We start from the raw sequence: 22548 nt of genomic DNA, 5'->3' as shown, positions 1-22548 counted from the left end.
GGCGGGGGAGAGGGAGGAGATTATGGGGAGGGCGCGGGTGGCGTAGATCGGGTCTATGGGGAGGACGTGGCGGGACCACCAGCGGGCGGGGCGGGGGTCGGGGGAGGGCTCCACGAAGGCTTCGGCGTACTCGTCGTAGGGAGGGTCGTAGAGGTAGCCGGTGGGGACGCCGCGGCGGGCGAGGGTGGCGATGGCGGCGTCGCGGTCGGAGACCAGCAGGGGGACGCGGAACAGCGGCTGGTCGGTGTGCCGCAGCACGGCGGGGGCCACGGTGGGGAGCTCGGCGAGCTTGGCGATCCCGGCGAGGCGGCGGTCCCGTTCGTCGGGGAGGCGGGCCAGGCACCGGGCCTGGTACCAGCGGGCCACCCGGCGGCGGGCGTGCCGGTAGTCGTGGAGGTCGGCCCGGACCCAGGGATCCATGGGCGGCAGATCGGGCGCGTGCTTGAGCGCGGAGCGCAGGTCCTCGCCGCGCAGGGGAATGCGATGGCCGTCGCGCGGCTCGGTGAGCCCGAGCACACGGGCCAGGCCCATCGCGGGACGGGCCATGTCCAGCCGCAGCGCCATGCGCCGGGCCATGGAGGTCGCCACGCCGAACAGCTCCTTGCGCAGCACCCCGGGCCGCAGCAGCAGGTCGCGCTCGGCCTCCAGCCGGCGCGCGGTCGCGGCGTCCTCGACGACCAGCACACCGCCCGACCCCGCTCCGGCGTGCTTGGAAAGGCTGAAGACCCCCGCGACGCCGAAGGTGCCGAGCGGGCGGCCGTCCACCGTGGTCTCGGCCGCGTGCGCGACGTCCTCGATGACGAGCAGCCCCGTCATGCCGCGCACCTCGTCGGGCAGCCCGTACAGGTTGGTGGTGAGCACGGCGTCCACGCCGCTGAGCAGGGCCCGTGCCATCTCGATGTTGCCGTCCAGGACGGACACCGGCGCGATGACCGGGATGAGCCCGGCGGCCAGCACCAGGAACAGGATCTCGTCCGCCGAGATGGGTGACATGAGAAGCCGCTGGCCCGGCGTGCACCAGTGTCGCAGCGCGAGGAACAACCCGAGCCGGTTGGAGGGCAGGTAGACCGCTTCCCGGCCCGTTCGGGCGGCTATGAGTTGCTCTGGGCTCACTGCTCCTCGTTTCGCCTGCCTGGGCGGCGGGTAGGCGGCCAGAGCAGAAAAGGTAGCGCACCGAGAGTTACTCGTGGTGCCGGGGAGGCGATCGTTACGAGGCGATCGAGGTGCGGATCTTCCCGTAGGTCTTGAGCGCGAAGTCGGCCGTCTCCCGCAGCATCGAGTTGGCGAGCACGGTGCCGCGCGCCTTACGCACCGGTACGCGCACCAGCCAGTGCATCCCCGCGCCGGGGGTGGGCCTCGCTATCCGCCCCTCCGTCACCCACAGCTCGCCTGTCTTCAGTTTCTCCTTGTACTCCTTCTCGCCCCGCCCCATGTCGATCAGGCGGATGCCGGCGGCGGACGCCTTCTCGGCCATGGCGAGGTGGTGGATGAGCCCGGGGGAGTACTTGGCGAAGGCAGGGTCGTAGGCGGGGAACCACCCGGCGAGGGTGGTGGCGGTGCGCAGCCCGAAGTGGCCCGCCACGGGACGCCCGTCGACGTAGATCATGTCCAGGGAGCCGCCGAAGCTCGGCTCGTTCACGTTCAGCAGGTTCTGCACCAGCTCGAGGATCCACGGCCGGGCGAACCGGTCGGTTCGGCCGGTGCGGCGGTACTGGTCGGTCTTCCAGTCCAGCAGGGTGCGCAGCGCCGACTCGTCGGTGGTGGCGTAGTCGTGGCGCAGCTCCCCGAAGTCCCGCTGGAGCTTGCGGCTCTTGTACGCGGTCGACTTGTACGTCTTGCCGGAGACCTCTTTGAGCACCTCGACGTACGCCTCGAACCCCTCGGACAGGTCGATCACCGGCGAGGGGTGCCTGGTGTGCCGGTCGGGCACCAGCGGCTGCCCGGCCAGCAGGTGGTCGAACTCGAACACCCCGAGGCCGCAGGCCTTCATCAGCGCGTAGGGGTCCAGCTCGATGTCCTTGGCGTGCACCATGCCCTGCGCGTCGGTGAGCCCGGCCGCGACGGGGCGCCCGATGCCGAGCTGGTGGCGCTCGAACGGGAAGAACCCCACGATGTCCGGCCCGTCGTACAGGACGGCGACGCGCGCCTGCTCCCTGACCCGTCCGGTCTCGACGGTGAACTCCGGAGACAGGAACGGGCTGTCCAGCGCGGGGTCCGCGTTCTGAAGCGTCCGCCACCGTTCAGTCTCGGAATGCCCGAGTTCCCGGGGGTGGACGACGGAGATGCGCATGGGCTCCTACTGGGTGTGATTGCGGACCTGGGCCCGCTGCTTTCCCCAGCTTGGCGCCTGGGCTGTAATAGTACGATAAAGATCAGATCACGGTGCGGTCAGAGGACGGTGTCATCCTCGTCACCGCTCCGCGGTCGCGGTCTGCTCCCGCCCTTCGCGCGGGCGCGGCACGCTCAGGTCCTCCGCGTGCTCGCCGACGATGCGGTGCACGTCGATGGGCCCGGGGTCGCCCTCGCGGGTGCCCGGCACCTGCGAGTTGCCGAAGTGACCGCCCTTGGCCCACACCCGCAGGCTGCCCTGCTCGGCGACCGAGCTCGGGTACGGCAACGGCGGCCCCGCCGGCCAGCGCCGGGGGACGTGCCAGGAGTCCAGCCACGCCAGGATGTCGTCGAGCCCGTCCAGCTTGCTCTCGGTGAACGGCTCGTCGACCGAGCCGAGCACCCGGATCTGGACGCACACCCTGCCGTGCCGGTTCAGCTCGCCCGGCAGGCCGCACGCCGCCCTGGTCGGGGGCAGCGACTGGACGATCTGCCCCGACACCGGGTTCCAGACCAGGTGGGCGGGGCGTTTCAGCTGGATCAGCCGCTGGGCCACGGACTTGGCCGACACCCGTTGAGGGTCGGTCGGGAAAATGGACCAGACCGCCCTGGGAGCACCTCCCCCCATGGTGCCGGCGTCCTCTGGAGCGGGAATTCGACTGGCGACGGGCAGCCATGCTTGGGCCACTGTGCCCCCTCAAATCCTCGGTCGCCGGGTTTATACCCCTTTCATTAACGAGTTGACACCTTAGGGGGCTTGAATGTTGGTTGATCTCTGAGCTGCATGCATAGCCCCCAAACAGGTCTTATGGGGACCTTGGGCATACGCCGAGGAGCCGCGTGAGTTCGTGCCCAGCGGCGATCGGTGGGAGCATTCAAGGGTTCTGCAAGCGTGAGTAGATACGGTGACTGTGTGGTGGATAGCACTGGTCGGCACGCACGCCGTCGCTACGTCCCCAAGGGTCCTCTCGCCCTCGGGGCGGGTCTGGTCGCCCTGGCCATGGTGGTCGGGCTGCTCGCCTACGCGGCCCGCCGGGGCCCGGACCGCGCCGACGGGGTGCCCGCCACGATCCTGGCGACCCCCGAGCCGCCGCCGGTCCTGGAGTCGCCCCCCGTGGTCGACAGCTGGCCGCGCTGGGGCCTCACCCACACGCAGTACAGCGCCGACAACGAGGACGACGAGCCGGCCGGCCGCGCACGCGACCTGTTGAGCCGCATTCCCATGCTGCAGAACCAGCACATCATGGGCTGGGGCGCGGGCAACCCCGAGCCGACGCCCGGCAAGTACGACTTCCGCGACCTCGACCGCCGGGTCAAGCTGATGGCCGCCACCAAGGCCCAGCCGGTGCTCACCCTGTGCTGCGCGCCGGACTGGATGAAGGGCGGCGCCGAGGGCCGCACCGCCTGGAGCAAGATCGAGGTCGCCCCGCAGCGCGAGCACTTCGGCGACTTCGCCGCGCTCGCCGCCACCATCGCCAAGCGGTACCCGACCATCACCCACTACATGGTCTGGAACGAGTTCAAAGGCTTCTGGGACGACGTCCACAACAGCTGGGACGCCGAGGCCTACACCGACCTCTACAACCGCGTCTACGACGCGCTCAAGGCCGTCAACCCCAAGATCCAGGTCGGCGGGCCGTACGTCCCGGTGGACAGCCACATCAGTTCGGCCAACGCCTCGGACCTCAAGGGCCCCTGGGGTGCCATCGACCGCCGCCCGCTGCAGAGCATCGAGTACTGGCTGAAGCACAAGAAAGGCGCCGACTTCGTCGTCATCGACGCCTCCTCGGCCACCAACGACAAGGGCCTGGTGCCCGACGAGTTCACCGCGCTCGGCAAGTTCTCCGCCATGACCACCTGGCTGCGGCAGAAGAGCGGCGACCTGCCGGTGTGGTGGGCCGAGTGGTACATCGCGCCCGACAACATCGACTGGGACGAGCAGCACCGCACCGCCGTCCAGGTCGCCGCCATGATGGAGTTCGCCAGGAGCGGCGCGGCCACCGCGCTCTACTGGAACCCCCAGCGGCGCACCGGCGACGACTGCCCCGGCTGCGTGTGGGCCCCCGGCACGGGCGACGAGATGCCGATGGCCGGCGTGCTGAGCGGCTTCACCCGGTGGTTCGCCGCCGGAGCCCAGCTGGTCGAGGTGCAGGTGTCCGACCGCCGCGCCCGCGCGCTCGCGGTGGAGAACCAGATGGTCATCGTCAACACCACCCCCGAGCCCCTCTCGGTCACCGTGGACGGCAAGCCCTTCGACCTGGACGCCTACGCCGTCCAGTGGAGCGAACGCGACGCCTGACCCCCCGCCTCGGCGGGGCTGTGAGGGTTAGACCGAGGTCAGGGTGAGGAAGCGTTCCACGATCACCGCGAGGGCGCCGGCGGTCATCAGCAGGCCGATGAGGACCAGCCGCCGCCGTCCCCGGGTGGATCTCCCGGGGGCGCGCAGGCGGACCAGCTCGGCGCTGAAGAGCGTGCCGACGGCCAGGAACAGGGCCACCAGGCCGAACGGCGTCCACGGGGTGGAGCGGTCGCCGACCAGGGTCATGCCGGACGGCGGCGGGATCTCCGCGCCCCTCGGGTAGGACCGCAGGGTGTAGATGGCCGCGTCGCGGTTGGTGAAGACCCGTTTCAGGTACTGCGAGGAGTCCAGCGAGGCGCGGAAACGCGCGCCCCAGTCGCCGGAGAAGCCGTGGTTGAGCTCCAGGTACGCCGCCTGGCCCCTGCTCATGATCACGAAGGAGTTGGGCGGCTGGGCCCGCAGCGCGGTGAGCACCCCGGCGAGGTCGGAGGGATCCTGGGTGACCAGGGCCTGGAAGTAGTCGACCCGGTCGATGTCGCGCTCGCGCCACGGCACCGTCGGCGTCACCTCGTCGCCCAGCACCGGCACCAGGTACAACAGCCGCGCGCTCGGCCGGTCGTGGTCGTAGATGTACCGCATCGCGGCGGCCTCGCCGGAGGTGACCCGCTCGAACTTCTCGTTGCCGTACCGCGCCACCAGGAACGCCACCGCCAGCGACAGCGCCGTGCAGGCCGCCAGCACCGCCGAAATCCGTCTGGTGGTCTCCGGCCGCAGCCGCACCTGGCGCCGCCGCACCGGCACGGTCTCCTCCTCCCGCGCCGTGCCGGTGTGCGCGGGGAGGTTCGGGAAGAAGGCGTACGAGCCGAGGATGCACGCCGCGGGCAGCGCGAACAGGTACACCCGCAGGCCGATCTCGCCGCCGTAGCTCTGCAGCCCGAGCGCCAGGGTCGGCACGGCCAGCAGGAGCACCGCCACCCGGTCGCCGACCCCCCGGCGCAGCCGCCGCAGCAGGCCCACCCCGGCGAACAGCAGGATCACCCCGCAGATGCCGAGCCGCACCTGGAGCACGAGGGCGTGCTGCGGGTCGGTGCCCTGGAGGCGGTCCCCGGTGTTCTCCTGGAGGTTGGCGAAGATCTTGCCGATGCCGCCGAACAGCTCGTCGATCCTGCCGGACCAGAACGGCGTGGCCTGGTAGTTGATCCACGCGAGGACGATCAGGCCGAGGAACACCGGCAGCGCCAGCGACAGCGTGCTGCGCCGCAGCAGGATCAGGCCGGTCAGCGCGCCGAGCATCATGAACGGCGTGATCTGGTGGGTGGCCGTGGTCGCCACGAACAGCCCCACCAGCAGGGTCAGCAGCACCACCCGGTCGGTCACGGTCGTCGGCCTGGACGGCAGTTCGCCGGGGGCCAGCCGGTCCAGCCGGGCCAGCAGCCGCCGGATCAGCCCCTTGGGGGGCAGCGGCGCCGAGCGTGGCTCGGCCTTGCCGAACCACCGCAGCAGGATCGCGATGAACACCAGGTACAGGGCGTAGGTGAAGCCCTGTGGCGAGAAGTAGTCCTGCCCGATCCACTGCACCACGATGAACAGCAGCGCGGCGAACCACCGGGCGCGGGTGGTCGCCACCAGGCGGCGCAGGATCAGCACGAACGGCAGCAGGTACAGCAGGTTCGACACGAACGGCGTCCACGCCAGGATGGTCGACATGTCGTCGACCCCGGCGGCGCGCAGCACGAACCCGAACAACGCGAAGAAGCCCGGCCAGGCGAACCGCGCGTCCAGGCCCGGCAGCGTCTCGCCCGCCCGGCCGATGTACTCGGTGAAGCCCGCGTGCACCCAGGCGGTGTGGAACCTCGGCTCGGCCTCCACCAGCGCGGCGGCGCCGTGCAGGGTGAACGTCACCGCGGCCAGCTGGAACAGCAGCAGGCCCTTGCGGTCGGTGTTCTGGGTGAGCGTCACGAAGAACGAGACGATGATCAGCGCGATGGCCGCGAACGCGGTGACCGGCAGCACCGAGACCAGGCCGAGCCCGTCGATGCCGTTCAGGTCCACGCCGCGCATGGGCCCGTACGGCACGCGCAGCGCGAGCACGTACATGGCCAGGCCCTCAAGGGTCAGCAACGGCGGCAGCCACGTCGCCGCGCTCCCCGTCACCCGCGTCACCAGCGACGGCCGCGCCTCCGCCACGGGCCCCCGCCCGATCCGCACCGGCGCCGCCTGCGGCACGGGCTCCGGCTCGGGCTCCACAGGAGGCGCCACGGGCACCAAGGGCTTACGCACCTCGACGGTGGCCTCCGTCAGCTCGGCGACAGGCTCCGGGTCGGGCTCAGGCTCGGGCTCGGGCTCGCTTTCGGGCTCGGGCTCCGGTTCCGGCTGTGGCGCGGTTCCGGACGGCGCCGGCTCGGCGTCGAGCTTCGAGCCGACGTCAAGCTCTGGATCGGTGTCGATCGCCGGATCGCCGTCGAGCCCCGGCTCGGCGTCGAGCGCTGGGTCGGTGTCAGGTCCCGGGACGTCGTCGAGCTCCGCGTCGGTGTCGAGTGCCTCCCCGGTGTCGGCGTCGAGTTCCGCGTCCGTGTCGAGATCCGCGTCGTCCTCGGGCTCGTCCGGGTCGGTGTCCCGCTCCGGCTCCGCGGGTGCGACGACGTCCTCGGGGGGTGCGACGACGTCCTCGGGGGGCGCGACGACGTCCTCGGGGGGCGCGACGACGTCCTCGGGGGGCGCGACGACGTCCTCAGGGGGCGCGACGACGTCCTCAGGGGGCGCGGGCGGGGCCGCCGGGGCGGTGCTCCGGGCCGCGACCACGACCGGGAGGGGGATCACCTGGGTGGCGTCCTCGTCCAGGGGCTCGGGCGGTTCGGGGGCGGGCTCCAGATCCACGCCGGGACCATCGCCGGTGACGGCCGCCTGATCTTTCACGTCGTCGCCTGTCCGTCGCCTCACGTAGACCATGATGCGGCCTCGGCCGCCTCCCGCGCGCTCGCCGTCCGCGGCGTCCCGGGGTGATTGAGTATTTTGCGCAGTCCCGGGAGGATCAGCAACGCGACCAGGAGCTCGCTGAACAGCAGGCCGTACCCCACCGCCGCGACGCCCGCCACCGGCAGCAGCACCACCGAGGACGTCAGCACCAGCACCGCCAGCCCGATCTGCACCACCGCGAGCGTGCGCGGCCTGCTCTGCGCCCGCACCCCGCTCAGATAGATCTCGATGAGCACCCGGGGCAGCACCGCCAGCGCCATCAGCCGCAGCAGCAGCGTGCCGTGCTCGGCGAAGCCGGGCCCGAAGACCGAGAGGATCAGCGGCGCCGCCAGGAACGTCAGCAGCGACACCGGCGCGATGATGAGATACGACCGCCGCATCGCCTGGCGGCAGTTGGCGGCCAGCCGGGACCGGTCGGTGGCCCCCTCCACGGTCAGCGAGACCGCCATGTTGATGGCGAGCAGCTCGATCATCGCGCCGAGGGTCTGCGCCATCGCGAAGTACCCGAACATCTCGCCGCTGATCCGCGAGGCGACGTACACCGGCAGGAAGTACACGATCGCCAGGATGGAGAACGCACCTGGGTAGTCCCCGGCCAGGAACCGGCCGATCTCGCGCAGCCGCGGCGGCCGGGACCCCGCGGGGGCCCGCTTGGCGTGCCGGGGCACCAGCACACCGAAGATGAAGAGGTTGACCGGGACCAGCGCGATCGCGGTCGGGATGATCCACGACACGTAGATGCCGTCGTCGGGCAGCGCGCCCGCCAGCGCGACCAGCAGCCCCATCTTGATCAGCCCGAAGCACAGGCTGTTCACCGGCACCCACACGGCCTTGCGCAGCCCGGCGAGCACCACGTCCTGCAGGGTGAAGATGCACCAGATGGCCACGGAGGCCAGGAAGAACAGCCCCGGCCCGACCCCGGCGAGGGTCGAGTAGTTCTCCCCCCACACCGGCAGTGTGAGCAGGAACCCGACGGCGGCGGCCACGGCGGTCAGCGTGGCGATGAGGTACCCGCGCCCGATCAGCCCGCCCGTGCGCCGCCCGGCGATCGGCACGAACCGCGCCAGCGCGCCGGTGAGGCCGAGCGCGATCAGCCCGGCGAACAGCCGCATGGCCGTGATGAGGGCCTGGCTGCGCCCGAAGTCCTCGGGGGAGTACATGCGCGCGGCGAGCAGCCAGTAGCCCATGCCGAGCACCGCCGTGAGGCCGGTGTTGGCCATCAGGGCGTAGCCGTTCAGGAAGAGAGGATTGCGCAGGTCGCGTAAGAATCGGCGCCGCAGTACGGCCAGCCGTCCGGCCGTCTCGCGCCCTTCCTCCCGCTCCGGCTCGTCGTGCGCGGCGGTCGTGCTCATGGCCGCGTCACCCCCCTCATTCGTCACGCGGCGTCCTCGCGGAAGTGGTCACTCACGCCCGGCCACGTGGCGCAGACCGTACCGCGTGCGCCGCACCACCGCGTATCCCTTGGTCAGGGCGCGCTCCTTCAGGTAGATCATCGGCACGCCGCGGCCCTCCACCGCACGGCGGAAGCGGTCCATGGTGGTGGACCGGCCCACGGTCAGGCGTGGCAGCGCCATCACGTCGGCGCCGTCGTCGGCGAGCGCGTTGGCCACCGCGCAGGCGGCCCAGTATCCGGCCTTGCGCACCTCGCGGCGCACCCGGGTGCTGGAGTAACCGTACGGGTAGGCCATGGTGGCCACCGGGCGGCCCACCTTGTCCTCCAGCAGCGCCTTGTTGCGGCGCAGCTCCTGGCGCAGGTCGTTGTCGGAGAGCTGGTCGAGCTGCGGGTGGCTGTGGCTGTGCCCGGCGATCTCGACGCCGCAGGACGCGGCCTCGCGGATCTGGCTCCAGCTCAGCATGCGGTCCAGCGGCTTGCCCGCGGCGTCCTGCCCGGCGTCGCTGAGCCACCCGCTGGTCACGAACACGGTCGCGGGGAAGCCGAGGCGCTCCAGCACGGGCAGGGCCTCTGTGTGGAAGTCGGCGTACCCGTCGTCGAACGTCACCACCACCGGCCGCTCGGGCTCGGGGGCGCCGCCGGTGCCGTACAGCGTGGCGACGAGGTCGCCGAGGGTCAGCGGGGTGAAGCCGCGGTCCTTGAGGTAGGTCATCTGCGACTCGAACATCGACGGACGGACCGCCAGCGGCTTCGTCCCGCTGGTCGGCCGGTCGGTGACCGAGTGGTACATCAGGATGGGTACGCGCATGTGATCACTGTTCCTGGTCGTTGGGCGCGCCCGTCCGGGTCCCGCGCAGCCGCAGCCGGGCGGATCCGACGGCGAGTCCCCAGGCGGTCCAGGCCAGCCCGACGACGATCGCCCCCGCCCTGGACAGGCCCGCCGGGTCGCCCCGCAGCGCCTCGCCCACGCCGCGCAGCACACCCGCGGGCAATGCCTTCATCGCGTGGGCGCGCTCGCTGGACAGCCCGTCCGCGGCGCCCACGCTCTGCGCCACCAGGGCCTTGGACAGGCCTTCGGCGTAGCAGCGGGAACGGAAGTAGCGGAACGTCGCCCGCACGGCCGGCACCCGGTGCCCGATCATCGCCCGCGGCTCGAACATCATGATCGAGCCGGGTCTGCGCTGGGAGAGCCGGATGCAGAACTCGGTCTCCTCGCAGCCGAGGGGGCGGCTCTTGCGCCCCTGCACGCTGCGGCCGATGCCGGAGTGGAAACCGCCGACCCCCTGCACGGCCTCCCGGCGGAAGGCCGCGTTGCCGCCCATCACGTTGCGGATGGGTTTGCGTTCCGCGGGCAGGCCGCGATAGGTGCACCCGACGGTCCAGTCGAACTCCTCGGGGAACCACCGCGGCCGTGCGCCCGTGTCCCAGAGCGGCTTGGTCAACCCGCCGACCCCCACGACGGCCGGGTCCGCGCCATGCCGCTCGGACATCGCCTCCTCGAACGCCTCCAGCCATCCGGCGTCCGCCACCGCGTCGTCATCCAGGAACGCCACGACGTCACCCGTCGCGGTCGCCGTCCCGGTGTTCTTCCCGCCGGACAGACCCCGGTCGTGGCTGTTCTCCACGACGATCGCGTCGGTGTACTCGCCCTTCAGCCGCAGGTGCAGCTCGGGGTTGTAGTCGACGACGAGGATCAGCTCGTCCGGTGGGCGCCGCTGGCCGCGCACCGAGCGCACGGCCGCGCCGATGTCGTCCCACCGCTCCTCGGTGTAGACGCAGATGACGACGGAGATCTTCATCGTGGTTACGCCGCGCCCTGGTCGGCCGCGGGCTGCCGCTCGGCCGGCACGAGGCCGACGTCGAGCGTGGGCCGCCGCCACTCGCGCATGATGGTCTTGAGCACCCGCCAGCCGTCGCGGACGGCGCGGAGGTTGCTCTCGCCGTGGATGCGGCACCGCTCGTGGCTCGGCACCTCGTGCACCTTCAGGCCCGCCTTGGCCGCCCGGATGTTCATGAGGGTCTCCACCTCGAAACCCGCGCAGTCGAGGTCCAGGGTGTCCAGGTGGCGCGCCCAGAAGGCGTTGTAGCCGTAGCACAGGTCGGTGTACTTCGTGCCGTAGATCCAGTTGACCAGGGTGCGCAGCACGCTGTTGCCGAGCCTGCGGCTGAAGGTGAGGTCGTCGCTGCCGCCGCCGCTGGCGTACCGGGAGCCCTTGACGAAGTCGGCCCCGGCGACCAGCGCGCTGACGAAGTGGACGATCTCGCGGCCGTCGGTGGAGCCGTCGGCGTCGATCATGACGATGATGTCGCCGGTGCACGCGGCGAAACCGGTCGACAGGGCGTCGCCCTTGCCCTTGCCGCGCTGCATCACGACGCGGAGGTTGGGGCGGAGCCTGCGGGCCACCGCGACGGTGTCGTCGGTGGAGTTGCCGTCGACGAGCACGATCTCGTCGATCCAGTGCGGCAGCGTGGCGAAGACGTGCGGAAGGTTCTCCGCCTCGTTCATGGCCGGGACGACCACGCTGACGGTCGGGGATATGGCCAGGTGCGGGGTGAGGGGGGTGAAACGGTCCACGGTGGGAAGCGGTCTCAGGGTGCCAAGCTGAGTCTTCCCATTGTGCTTGGTGGTCATCTCGGGACTCATTTTTGAGGGATGTCCTTCCGGGCGGTCTGACATCGGCGGCGACTGCCAATAGGACCGGCGCGACTGGACGGAGAGGGGTTTCCCCGTCCCGGTCAGAGCAGTAGAGGGGTGTCGGCTCGTTTCGGGGGAGAGCTTTTCAGCTGGCCCCCGAGGGTTCCTTCTGTATGGCGTCGGGCTGGAGGGTGGTACGGACGCGCCCGAAGCCCTTGAGTAACCGGTCGGCCAACCGGTAGAGCGACGGACGATCGACGACGATGCTGCGTGCTTTGTTCACGGGTGTCCGGCCCATCCAGTGAACGGCGGCCGTCGGCGACGGCCGGGAGACCCGGCCCTCGGAGACGTGGATGACGCCGCTCTTCAACCAGCCTTTGTACTCCCGGCCCCCCTTGCCCATGTCGACCTGGCCCAGACCGTGGGACGCGGCCTGCTCCGCCATGTGCAAGTGGTGCATTATCCCGGGGGAGTACCGGGCGAACTCCGGGTCGTACGCGGGGAACCAGCCGACCAGCGTGTTGTGCGTACGCAGGCCGAAGTGCCCCGCCACCGGGGTGTCCCCGGCGTAGAGCATGGTCAGCACGCCGCCGAACGACGGGGTGTCGGTGGCGTGCATCTGCTCGATCAGCTCGACGATCCAGGGCTGGGCGAAGCGGTCCACCCGTCCGGTCCGGCGGTACTGATCGGACTTCCAGTTGGTCAGCGTGCGCATCGACTCGGGATCGGTGGCGCGCCATTCCATCCGGACCTCGCCGTGCTCGCGGGCGAGCTTGCGTTCCTTGTAGCGGATGGTCTTGTAGTTCTTCGGCGAGTGTTCGCGCACGTGCGCGACATAGGCCTCGAACCCCGAGGTGAGGTCCATGACCGGCACGGGCCGCACCGCCGACTCGTGCGGCACGAACGTCGGTTGTCCCGCCACCATATGGTCGAAGTCGAACACCGAGAGCCCGCAGGCCCGCAGCAGCGTGCGGGCGCACAGCTCCAGGCCCGGCTCCGAGATGAGGCCGTGGCAGGTGGTCAGCCAGCTGCCGAGCGGCTTGCCGATGCCGAACGAATGCCGCTCGAAGGGCAGGAACGCGACCACGTCGCCGCCGTCCTCGACGACGGCGACGCGCGCGAAGGAGCGGAGCCGGTCGACGGCCAGGGCGAACTCGACGGAGAGAAAGGGGTTGTCCAAGGAAGGGCACGTCCGCTGGAGGTCACGCCACAGCGCGAGCTCGGGCTCGCCTAAGTCCCCCGGGCGGACCACTGTCACTTTCACTTCGACCGGGCCCCCTCTTCGGTGTGCAGACTGCCGTTCCCCCGGTACAGAGACCGAAGCACCCACATGAACCCACCGAGGACCGCGACGGTGGCCACCCCGGCGCGGGGAGACCAGGCGTCGAAAAGGAGCATGGCCTCGGCTAATAAGACGTTTATAACGAGACTCGCCGCGGCGCCCACCGTTAGAGCGGCGAGTGGGTCACGATCACGCAACAGTCCGACGACCGCGGCGCCCGGGACCACCAGCAGGAACAACGGCGTGAGGATCACGCGCACCGGCGTCTGGATGTCGGCCAGCGCGATCACCGCTCCCGCGGCGCACGCGATCGCCAGCACCCACCCGAGCACTGTCCGATTCGTACGCATGTCTCCTGGCTCCGCGGGTCAGTGGCGTGCAAATAGCTGGTTGATCGCTGTCCTCATAGGACCAACCACCCGATCCGATCGTCAATGCCGACGCCCCAACCCGGTCGCGGGTTTACCGCTTCGCGGAAACAACCGCGGCGCGGCCGGACAGACCACCAACGCCGAATAGCCGATACCCCCGAGACTTTTGGGGTTTCAGGGACCGGCGGTACCCAAGGTACCGCCGGTTTGCCCGGAGTGTGATGCCGAGGGGGGAATCAGCTCGGATCACCTGTCGCGTCACCGCTCGGCGCGTCCGTCGGGACGGGGTCCGGCGGCGAGGTCGGGTCCGGCGGAGGCTCCGACTCCGGCGGCTGCTCCTGCCCGTCCCACGACACCGCGCAGGCGGCCTCTCCCGCCGCCGATCTGAAGGTGACCAGGCCCTCGCCGGATTCGCCCGGCTCGGCCACCACGACCGCCAGGCGCGCCTTCACGCCCACGCCGAGCACGCCCCGGCCCGGCGACACCGAGAGGCCGCCGGACGCCGCCGCCGACCATTCCAGGGCGGCGTTGCGCGCTGAGATGAGGATCACACCTCCGCCTTCCTGCCCGAGCGCCCCCGGGCAGGAGAGCACCAGCCGGGCCGCGGGCTGCGCCGGGGCGCTGCGGGACGGGGAGCGCGTGGCCGAGGGGCGCGGCCTGTCCGTCGGACCGGCCGGGAACGCCGCCTCCTGGGACGGTGTCGGCGAGGCCGCGGGGGACCTGCCCGGCGAGGACCTGCTCGCGGACGGGGCGGGCCCGGTCGGGTCGGGATAGGTGATCTGCAGATCCCCGGGGGTCCGGCTGGGGAACCGCAGCATCTGCGTCCCCGGCGGCGTCGCGTCCTGTCCCGTCGCGACCACCATCGCCCCCGTGGCCAGCAGCACACACGCCACGGCCGCGAACACCGGCGTCGTCCGCCGCCCCTTACGCACCCCGGCCCGCACCGCCCGCCGATCCCTCCGGCCCCGGCCCCGTGGCGCCGTGGCCTGCCCGCCATCCGGTCCGGCGGCGGGCTCGGTCTCCCACTCATGGCCGGAACCGGCGCCGTCCGCGCCGCCGGAGAACCCGTGCTCGGTGCCGCCGGCGTAGCCGGACGACCCGTGCTTCGCGCCGCCGGACGATCCGCGTCTCGCGCCGCCGGACCTGTGCTGAGTACCGGCGTCGTACCTGTCCTCCGCGCCGGCGGCACCTGCGCCGTTCGCGTCCTCGTACCCGTGCGTCGTCCCGGTGGCGTGGCGCCCGTTCGCACCGCTCGCGACGGCGCCGTTCGTCCCCGCGGTGTACCGGACGATGGCGGTGCCGGCGGGATACCGGACGGTGTCCGGGCCGGTGGCGTGCCGTGCGGTGTCCGGGCCTGTGGCGTGCCGTGCGGCGTCCGGGCCGGTTGGCTGCCGGGCGGGGTCCGCGGCGGTGCGGTCGGCCTTTGTGCGGCGGCCCAGGCCGGTGCGATCGCCCCGGGCGCGGCGGTCGGTGCCGGGCGGGGGGAAACCGTTCTTGTCGAACCGCTCGGTCGCGGCGAGGACGGCGGCGCGCTCCGCGTCGTCCCCGATCCCCGAGCACGTCTCGGCGACCCTGCGGCGCAGGGACAGCGGCGGGAACGCGACCGGCACGGCGTCCAGGAGCCGCTCCGAGGTCACCCGGCGGCGCCGCCCGTCGGTGCATTCCTCGCACCCGCCGATGTGCCGGGTCAACCGTCGGCGCAGCGGCTGCGGGAAGGGCCCCTCCAGGGAGTCCACGAGCGCCGACAGGTCCGGGCAGTGCGCCCGCCCCGTCCTGGCCAGGATCACCGCCGCGCCCGCGTTGTCGAGCTGCTCACGGGCCCGCCCGAGCCTGTTCCCCGCCTGCCGGGACGTCAGCCCGAGCACCACCCCGATCTCGGCCGTCGTCAGCCCGTGCCGCACCGCCAGCAGCAGCACGTCCCGCTCCCGCTGCCCGAGCTCGCCGAGCGCCTCCCGGACCACCGCCGTGAGCTCGGGGTCCTCCACGTCCTGGTCGTGCTCGTGCGGCCGCCCCCCGGCGAACCCGTACGCCGGGGTCCGCCCGCGCCGGTCACCGCCCTGCACCCGCGACTCACCGGCGTGAAACCGCGTCAGCGCGTACAGCCACGCCCGCAGCCGCGACGTCTCCCGCAGCAGATCCGCGCGCCCGTGCGCCGTGACGATGGCCGCGTGCACCGCGTCCGCCGCCGCGTCGGTCTCGTGGACCAGCGAGTAGGCGTAGTCGTTCAGCCGATCGGCGTAGGCGTCGTAGAGCCCGTCGGCCGCACGCTCCTCCGCCCGGCGCGCTGCCTCCGCCAATCGCTGATCGTCGGCACGCCCGACCTCCGGCCATCCAGGCACGAATATTCCTCCCCGCAGTACGGGCCCTGACTTGCCGTGCTCTCACACTCGCGAGGACGAAAACCCCTCGCGCCCGGCCCCACACCGCGTAGGACGTCTTATTCCCCAACCCGGTTCACCCGGGATCGTTTGATAATCATCTGGTATGACCTGGGAAAACAGGGTTTGCTGAGGTATGTGAAACGCGTGTGACCCACGAGTCACGCCGCTACTCGGGAACGCGCGGGCCGGGGCACGGCGAAGGCCCCGCGGGCGGGTGCTCGCGGGGCCTTCGGGAGGCGGCGGGTTACTGGCCGCCGTTGCAGTTGGGGGCGCAGAGGCGGCGGGAGATGCCCTCCAGGAAGACCTTGCGGATCTCCAGGGCGTTGTTGGGGAAGAACGCCTCGCCCTGCGTGGCCTTCGCCAGGTTCTGCATCTGGCGGCGGCCGGCCGCGTCGTTGGCGCCGAGGCCGATGATGATGACGCTGATGGGCTGCGTCTCGTCGAACTCGTCGCGGAGCTTGCGGAGGATCTCGGCGTTGGTGATGCCGCCCTCGGGGTCGTCGTTGCCCACGCCGTCGGTGAAGATCAGGATCGTGTTGATCTTGTCGGCCTCGTACTCGGCCTTCATCTTGTCGTAGGCGGCGGCCAGGGTGTCGTTGAGGCCGGTGTCCCCGGTGGGCTTGGCCTTGATGGAGGCCAGGGAGCGGCTGATGACCTCGCGCCGCGTGGTGCCGTCCAGTGGGCCGCCGATGGGGCCGATGCCGACCGCCTGGCGGTAGTCGACGCCCTTGCCGTTGAGGTTGGTGGAGAAGACCCAGGTGCCGATCTCGGTCTTGTCGGGGAAGAGCTTGAGGCCCTCGATCGCGGTCTGCGAGATCAGCCGCATGCGGTCGCCGGGGGCGCCGACGGCGGGCAGGGCCATCGTGCCGGAGATGTCGAGCAGCGCCAGGATGCGCCCGCCGAGCTTCAGGCGGGACCACGCCTGCGACAGCTGGGTCACCGTCGCGGCGTCGGGGATCTTGATCGCCCGGGGCGCCTTCGGGTTGAGGCCGTTGGCCTGGCTGATGGCGCCGCCGCCCTTCCCGTCGGGGGTGCGGAAGCCGTGGTCGCGGATCGTCTTGCGGGCCGTCGCGCCGTTCAGGGCGGTGGCGAACGCCTTGGCCGCGTTCCGGGTGGCCTGGTCCTTGGCGGTGATCAGCACGGGGTAGTCGAGGCTGATCGTGCCCTCGGCCGGGTAGAGGCCGACCATCTGGCCGCCGTTCTTGTTGTTGAACGCCCAGATGCTCTGCTCGGACGCGATGCCGATGGGCGCGCGCGACGACTGCTTGCCCATGGTGGCGAACATGTTCGCCGGGGAGGTCACCGCCGACTCCGACAGCTGCCGCAGCACGCCGACCAGCTGCTCGTCGCCCGCGCCCGAGGTCTTCAGGATGCCGGCGCCGGCGAGCAGCGCGCTCAGGCCGGCGGCGTTCTGGGTGGGGTCGAGCGGCAGCACGCGGACCCGGCGGCCGAGGCCGTCCGGGGTGGCGGCGTTGGCGGCGGACATCAGGCCGCTCCAGCTCGGCTCGCCGAACGCGCTGCCGAGCTTCTCCACCACGGCCTTGGGGGCGGTGAGGATCACGGGGGAGCGGGCGATGCTGCCGACCGGCGCCGAGATGCCCGACCCCTTGGGGGTGGAGCGCAGCTTGGCGACCCAGAGGCTGGAGTCGGGGATCCACATGTCGGAGTCGAACCTGCCCGCCGTCGCGCCCGAACCCGCGATGGAGTTGGTCACACCCGCGGAGTCGCTGTCCTTGACCGTCACCGCGACACAGCCGCCGTTGTCCGGAGTGGCGCTCTTGGAGAAGCCTGCGGCGATCTTGGTGATCGCGGGGGCGATGTCCGGCGACGCGACCACCTGGAGGGCGACCTTGTTCTCCCCGCAGCCCTGATCCCTGCTCATGATCACGTACGCCGCCACACCGAGCAGCACGGCCAGCGCCACGGCGCCGGCCAGGGGTACCAGCACCTTCCCCCGGCCCGCCCGGCGGCGACTCGACGGCTCCTGATAGGGGTTGTAGCCGCCGTCAAGCTCGTCAGTGCGGTGACGTCCGCCCACGGTTTGTCCTCATTAAGGTGTCGATCTTTCCGGAATCCGGACCGCTGTTCAGCGACCATATAGGGAGATCCGGGGTAATGCGTACGGAACCATAGCGGTAACCGTTTTGTCAGCAAAACCGATCTTTTGGTGCGCCGATTACGTTCTGTGAGGCACCGATGGACGCCTTGTACCGATAAACGCGATACATCTTGACAGCCCCCTGACGCGATGTATCGTAACCGCCATACCGAAAGCCCCGGAGGGGGCGAACGGGGGAGGCGCCCATGACCACGCTGGTACGGCTGCGGCCCGCAGAGGCGGCCCCGGTGGCCGGCGCGCGGGTGCCGAGAGGCGCCAGGCCCGATCTCCTGCTGATCGAGTTCGGCGGGCCCGAGTGCCTGGAGGTCATCCGCCGGGTGCTGCGGGACTCGGAGAACGTGCGGGACGTGCTGGTGGCCGGGCGGGTGTGCCGGGCCCTGGCCGATCCCGGGACCGGGCCGGGCGTCGCGGGAGACCTGCGGGCGCAGGGACTGGAGCTGGCCGTGGTCATCCTTCAGTGGGGGCAGGACTCCCCGCGCCAGGCCCTGCCCCCCTCCCGTACCGCCACGCCCGCGAGGACCAGCGCGACCGCGGGGTCCAGCCACCACCAGCCGAACGAGTTGGCCGTGAGCCCCACGAGCACCCCGCCCGCCAGCAGGGAGCACAACACGTTCTGGGTGCCCTCGCCGGTGGTCGCCGCCGACCCGAGGCGCCTGCCGAGCCTGCGCTTGGCCACGCCCAGCAGCGGCATGCTCACCAGGCTGATCGTCGTCACCACCATGCCGAGCACGGTGGGCGCCGACCGCTGACCCGCGCCGAGGTCGTACAGCACGTGCGCCACGAGATACGGCGCCAGCACCCAGAAGCTCACCGCGACGGCCTTCCCCGCCCGCTCCTCCGCCGTGTGCGAGTGGAGCCTGCGGCCGGTGAACCGCCATATGACGATCAGGCTGGCCAGCGCCTCCACCAGCGCCGAGCAGCCCCACCCGATCAGCGCCACCGAGTGGGCCGCGAGGCCCGCCGCCAGGCCGAGCACGCTCTCCGCGCCCAGCCACACCAGCGTTCCCACCGACAGCGCACGCGCCCGCCGCGCGTCCCGCAGGAACGTTCCCACCGCCTCAGCCGGCGGTGGCGGACGTAGGGGGGTGTTGGGATCTGGCACGATGACTCCCTGATCGATTGGAAATCGTCCTGACGACTTTGAGTAGCGTACTCGTCACTCAGAGTGTCGGCGCGTGCTCCGCAGGGGTTGTGGACGGGATGGAGGATGGGCGGTGCCGTTCACGCCCGCGCATGTGGCGGTGGTGATACCGCTGGTCCGGTGGAGGCGGGTGCGGGGGGTGCTCGACCCCTGGGCGCTGGCGGTGGGGGCGATGGTGCCCGACCTGCCGCTGTTCCTGCCTTACCTGCAGGACTACACGCGGTGGCACACGCCCGCGGGGGTGGTCACCGACGACGTGGTGGCGGTGGTCGTGGTGCTGGCGTTCTTCCAGTTCGTGGTGCGCGATCCCCTTACGGCGCTGCTGCCGCCGTCGCTGTCCGGCCGGGTCGCCGCGCTGCCGGGGCCCGCGTGGCGGCGGGCGCACGCCATCGTGCTGGGCGCGGTGGCGGGGGCGGGCAGCCATGTGCTGTGGGACTCGTTCACGCACGACTGGGGCGCGGAGTTCTGGGGCTGGGCGTGGTTGTCGGAGCCGCTGGTGCCGGGACTGCCCGGCTTCCGTGCGGCCCAGTACGCCTCGTCGCTGCTCGGGATGGCGGTGACCGCCTGGTGGGTGGTGACGGCCCTGCGTGCCGAGCCCTCGCAGCCGCCACCCGACCGGCTGGCCCTCCCGGCGGCCGTCCGCTGGGGCGTGCTCGGCGGCGCGGTCGCCGCGGCCTGCGGCGCGGCGGCCGTGTGGACGCTGGTCGACCCGCCCAACCCCGTGTTCGGCTGGGCGGGCGTGGTCACCAAGACCGGCGTCGGCGTGATCGTCGGCTGGTGCGCGGTCATCGCCGCGTACGCCCTGACCTGGTGGCTCCGCCGCGCCGTACGCTCCTCCCGCGCCTGACGGCGGCTCGCACGCTCTTCCCCCGCGTGACGGCGCGGCCCCGCCCGTCGTCCGCGGGGTCTCCGGACCTGGTGTCCGGCGGCGGGGCATACGCTTGAGCGCGTGCCTGATCTCGTTCCGGTGGAGGATCCCGCCGATCCCAGGCTCGCCGACTACATGCGGCTGCGCGACGTCGAGCTGCGCAAGAGCCTGGAGGCCGAGCGCGGGCTGTTCATCGCCGAGGGGGAGAAGGTCATCCGGCGGGCCGTCGCCACCGGGTACCCGATCCGGTCGGTGCTCACCACGCCCCGCTGGCTCCCCGGGCTGGCCGGCGTCCTGGGGGACGCCACGGTCTACCTGGTGCCGCCGGACGTGATGGAGGGCATCGCGGGCTTCACCGTCCACCGGGGCGCCCTCGCGTCCATGGCGCGCGTCGAGCTGCCCGCCGTGCGGGACCTGCTGGCCGGGGGCGGGGACCGTCCGCCCCGCCGGGTGGTCGTCCTGGAGGACCTGGTGGACCACGGCAACGTCGGCGCGGTGTTCCGGTGCGCCGCGGCGCTCGGGGTGGACGCGGTCGTGTTGTCGCCCCGGTGCGCCGACCCGCTCTACCGGCGGTCGATCAAGGTGTCCATGGGCGCGGTGTTCGCCGTCCCCTACGCCCGGATGACCGACTGGCACCACGGCCTGGCCGAGCTGCGCGACGCCGGTTTCCAGACCCTCGCGCTCACCCCCGACCAGACCGCCGCCCCGCTGGACGGGGTCGCCATGGGCGAACGGGTGGCCCTGCTGCTCGGCTCGGAGGGCGACGGCCTGTCGTCCCGCTGGCTGCACGCCGCCGACCAGGCCGTCTGCATCCCGATGAGCCCGCAGGCGATGGCCCTCGGCGTCGACTCCCTCAACGTGGTCGCCGCCGCGGCCATCGCCTGCCACGGGCTGGTCGGTCAGGTCGGGGACAGGCGGGAGAGCAGGTAGCCGGGCCAGCTGCCGTGGGCGCTGATGTCCAGGGCGCCCGCGGCGGCGTAGGACTCGCAGAGGAAGCCGTGGACGTACCGGCCGCCGTCGAGTTCCAGCGTGCCGAGGCCGAGCGGTGGGGCGATCATGGTGAGCAGCGTGCCGAGCGCGGCGGCGCCGATCTCGTACAGCTCCACCTCGACCCGCACCCCGCCCGCCGCGGCCCGCACCAGCCCGGCCCGGGGCACCGCGCCGTCCAGTGCGTAGAGGTGGTAGCGGGGGGCGGTCAGCGCGGTGCCGAGCGGGGTGGCGCCGAGCCCGACCAGTTCCCCGTGCAGCGGCTGGCCCGACCGGTGCGCTCCCACGACGGCCAGCACCGGCACCGGGCCGTCCCCCGGAGGAGCCGGGGACGGCACCGAGGCGAGCGCGGGGGAGCGGGTGGCGGACACCGATCCGTTGGACGCCCTCGGCGCGGCCCCGGCGGCCTTCGCGGACGGGACGGGGTAGGAGGCCGCGACACCCGCCAGGAGGGCGTCGGAGCCCGCGGGGCCGAGCAGGGTGATGCCGTGCGGGCGCCCCGCCGCGGTCATGCCGGCCGGGACGGAGAGACCGGCCAGGTCCAGCAGGTTGGTGAACTTGGTGTAGTGCCCGAGCATGTCGTTGCGGGCGATCGGGTCGGCCAGCATCTCGCCGATCGTGAACGTCGTGGGCACCGTGGGCACGACCAGCACGTCCATCGACGCCCACTCCCGCATGGTGCGGGCCCGCAGCTCCCGCAGCCGGTAGTACCCCTCGAAGGCGTCCACCGCGGTGAGCTGCCGCCCGCCGTCCAGGATCTTCAGCGTCACCGGGTGCACCATGTCGCGATGTCGTTCGGCGAAGCCCCCGAAGGCGGCCAGCCGCTCGGCCACCCACGGCCCCTCGTACAGCAGCCGCCCCGCCGCGACGAACGGATCGAGGTCGACGGGCACCAGCCGGTGCCCGAGCCGGGCCAGCGCCCCGGCCGCCTCCTCGAACGCCGCCGCGGCCGCGTCGTCCCCGAAGAACTCCGGCTCGCGCGGCACCCCGATCCGCAGCGGCCCCACCGGCGGCGCCGTCGCGGGCACCGCCGGGAACGGCCGGGACCACGGGTCGCCCGGCTCGGTCCCCGCGATGACCGACAGAACGGCGAGCCCGTCCGCCACCGACGTGGCGAACACGCTCGGGCAGTCCAGCGACGCGCACGCCGGGACCACGCCGAGCGTGCTGACCAGGCCCCGGCTGGGCTTCACCCCGACCGTCCCGGTGAGCGCGGCGGGCACCCGCCCGGACCCGGCGGTGTCGGTGCCGATGGCGAAGGACACCAGCCCGGCGGCCACCGCCACCGCCGAGCCGGAGCTGGACCCGCCGGAGATCAGCCCCGGCACGAGCGGCGACTCGCACGCGCCGTACGGGCTGCGGGTGCCCGACAGCCCGGTGGCGAACTGGTCCAGGTTCGTCTTCCCGACGAGCAGCGCGCCCGCCGCGATCAGCCGGTCCACCAGAGGCGCGTTGCGGTCGGCGATGTACGCGTACCCGGGACACGCCGCCGTGGTGGGCATCCCCGCCACGTCGACGTTGTCCTTGACCGCGAACGGCACCCCGTACAGCGGCGGCCGGTCCGTCGCCTCGGCGGCCAGCAGCGCCGCGTCGGCGAGCACGTCCCCGGCCGAGCGCAGGGTGATCCACACGTGGTCGTCACCCCGCGCCGCGATCCGCCGTAACACTTCCTCGGCGACGCCGACTGGATCGGCCGATCCGGTCCGGTAGCGGTGGGCGAGTGTCGCGAGGTCGAGGGCGCCGTCCATGCGGTTCCTTCCTAAGCGAG

General features: G+C 72.0%; 17 protein-coding genes. 3 read left to right on the top strand and 14 right to left on the bottom strand.

Going from position 1 to position 22548, the window contains the following annotated elements:
- The 3 genes from ACFP1K_RS28240 to ACFP1K_RS28230 all read right to left on the bottom strand — a co-directional run.
- Positions 1 to 1113, bottom strand: a 1113-nt coding sequence (locus tag ACFP1K_RS28240) for a DegT/DnrJ/EryC1/StrS family aminotransferase (RefSeq protein ID WP_380758831.1), incomplete at its 3' end; no start/stop codon positions are given.
- Positions 1114 to 1207: 94 nt separating this feature from the next.
- Positions 1208 to 2290 carry a GNAT family N-acetyltransferase gene (locus ACFP1K_RS28235; protein WP_380758829.1) on the bottom strand — a complete coding sequence of 361 codons (1083 nt, stop codon included), beginning with the start codon at positions 2288 to 2290 and terminating at the stop codon, positions 1208 to 1210.
- 120 nt (positions 2291 to 2410) lie between these two features.
- A complete protein-coding gene (locus ACFP1K_RS28230; RefSeq protein ID WP_380758827.1) occupies positions 2411 to 2899 on the bottom strand; it encodes a hypothetical protein in 489 nt (162 codons plus the stop codon).
- A gap of 342 nt (positions 2900 to 3241) precedes the next feature.
- On the opposite strand from ACFP1K_RS28230, the gene ACFP1K_RS28225 reads away from it, so the two are divergent.
- Positions 3242 to 4627 (top strand): GH39 family glycosyl hydrolase, encoded by a 1386-nt coding sequence (locus tag ACFP1K_RS28225; protein ID WP_380758825.1) that lies wholly within the window; start codon positions 3242 to 3244, stop codon positions 4625 to 4627.
- Between the two features lie 27 nt (positions 4628 to 4654).
- Here the strand turns inward: ACFP1K_RS28225 and ACFP1K_RS28220 are convergent, their stop codons facing one another.
- From ACFP1K_RS28220 to ACFP1K_RS28175, 10 genes are all read right to left on the bottom strand, one after another.
- Positions 4655 to 7567 carry a hypothetical protein gene (locus tag ACFP1K_RS28220; protein ID WP_380758823.1) on the bottom strand — a complete coding sequence of 971 codons (2913 nt, stop codon included), beginning with the start codon at positions 7565 to 7567 and terminating at the stop codon, positions 4655 to 4657.
- On the bottom strand, positions 7564 to 8955 hold the full coding sequence (locus ACFP1K_RS28215) for a lipopolysaccharide biosynthesis protein (RefSeq protein ID WP_380758821.1): 1392 nt from the start codon (positions 8953 to 8955) through the stop codon (positions 7564 to 7566). The genes ACFP1K_RS28220 and ACFP1K_RS28215 overlap by 4 nt, the downstream gene beginning before the upstream one ends.
- A 48-nt stretch (positions 8956 to 9003) precedes the next feature.
- The gene (locus tag ACFP1K_RS28210; protein ID WP_380758819.1) at positions 9004 to 9804 is read right to left on the bottom strand and encodes a polysaccharide deacetylase family protein; all 801 of its coding nucleotides are present in this window, start codon (positions 9802 to 9804) and stop codon (positions 9004 to 9006) included.
- 4 nt (positions 9805 to 9808) lie between these two features.
- Positions 9809 to 10795 carry a glycosyltransferase family 2 protein gene (locus tag ACFP1K_RS28205; protein WP_380758817.1) on the bottom strand — a complete coding sequence of 329 codons (987 nt, stop codon included), beginning with the start codon at positions 10793 to 10795 and terminating at the stop codon, positions 9809 to 9811.
- A 5-nt stretch (positions 10796 to 10800) separates the two neighbouring features.
- The gene (locus ACFP1K_RS28200) at positions 10801 to 11628 is read right to left on the bottom strand and encodes a glycosyltransferase family 2 protein (RefSeq protein WP_380758814.1); all 828 of its coding nucleotides are present in this window, start codon (positions 11626 to 11628) and stop codon (positions 10801 to 10803) included.
- A 148-nt stretch (positions 11629 to 11776) separates the two neighbouring features.
- Positions 11777 to 12811: a GNAT family N-acetyltransferase gene (locus tag ACFP1K_RS28195; protein WP_380758812.1), complete on the bottom strand. Its 1035-nt coding sequence runs from the start codon at positions 12809 to 12811 to the stop codon at positions 11777 to 11779.
- Positions 12812 to 12891: 80 nt separating this feature from the next.
- Positions 12892 to 13263 carry a hypothetical protein gene (locus tag ACFP1K_RS28190; RefSeq protein WP_380758810.1) on the bottom strand — a complete coding sequence of 124 codons (372 nt, stop codon included), beginning with the start codon at positions 13261 to 13263 and terminating at the stop codon, positions 12892 to 12894.
- A 257-nt stretch (positions 13264 to 13520) separates the two neighbouring features.
- Positions 13521 to 15581, bottom strand: coding sequence for a sigma-70 family RNA polymerase sigma factor (locus tag ACFP1K_RS28185; RefSeq protein WP_380758808.1), 2061 nt, complete (start codon positions 15579 to 15581; stop codon positions 13521 to 13523).
- 328 nt (positions 15582 to 15909) lie between these two features.
- Positions 15910 to 17703 (bottom strand): substrate-binding and VWA domain-containing protein, encoded by a 1794-nt coding sequence (locus ACFP1K_RS28180; RefSeq protein WP_380758805.1) that lies wholly within the window; start codon positions 17701 to 17703, stop codon positions 15910 to 15912.
- A 535-nt stretch (positions 17704 to 18238) separates the two neighbouring features.
- Positions 18239 to 18886: a cation transporter gene (locus ACFP1K_RS28175; RefSeq protein WP_380758803.1), complete on the bottom strand. Its 648-nt coding sequence runs from the start codon at positions 18884 to 18886 to the stop codon at positions 18239 to 18241.
- A 112-nt stretch (positions 18887 to 18998) separates the two neighbouring features.
- On the opposite strand from ACFP1K_RS28175, the gene ACFP1K_RS28170 reads away from it, so the two are divergent.
- Positions 18999 to 19772 (top strand): DUF4184 family protein, encoded by a 774-nt coding sequence (locus ACFP1K_RS28170; RefSeq protein ID WP_380758800.1) that lies wholly within the window; start codon positions 18999 to 19001, stop codon positions 19770 to 19772.
- Between the two features lie 156 nt (positions 19773 to 19928).
- Entirely contained in the window at positions 19929 to 20723 is a 795-nt protein-coding gene (locus ACFP1K_RS28165; RefSeq protein WP_380758833.1) for a TrmH family RNA methyltransferase, read from the top strand.
- Here the strand turns inward: ACFP1K_RS28165 and atzF are convergent.
- Entirely contained in the window at positions 20693 to 22528 is a 1836-nt protein-coding gene (gene atzF, locus ACFP1K_RS28160) for an allophanate hydrolase (RefSeq protein WP_380758797.1), read from the bottom strand. The genes ACFP1K_RS28165 and atzF overlap by 31 nt on opposite strands.
- Positions 22529 to 22548: the final 20 nt, after the last annotated feature.

Origin of the sequence: Sphaerisporangium aureirubrum (assembly GCF_042658925.1) — a bacterium.
GTDB classification, from domain to species: Bacteria; Actinomycetota; Actinomycetes; order Streptosporangiales; family Streptosporangiaceae; genus Sphaerisporangium; species Sphaerisporangium aureirubrum.
This window is presented reverse-complemented; position numbering and strand designations above follow the sequence as displayed.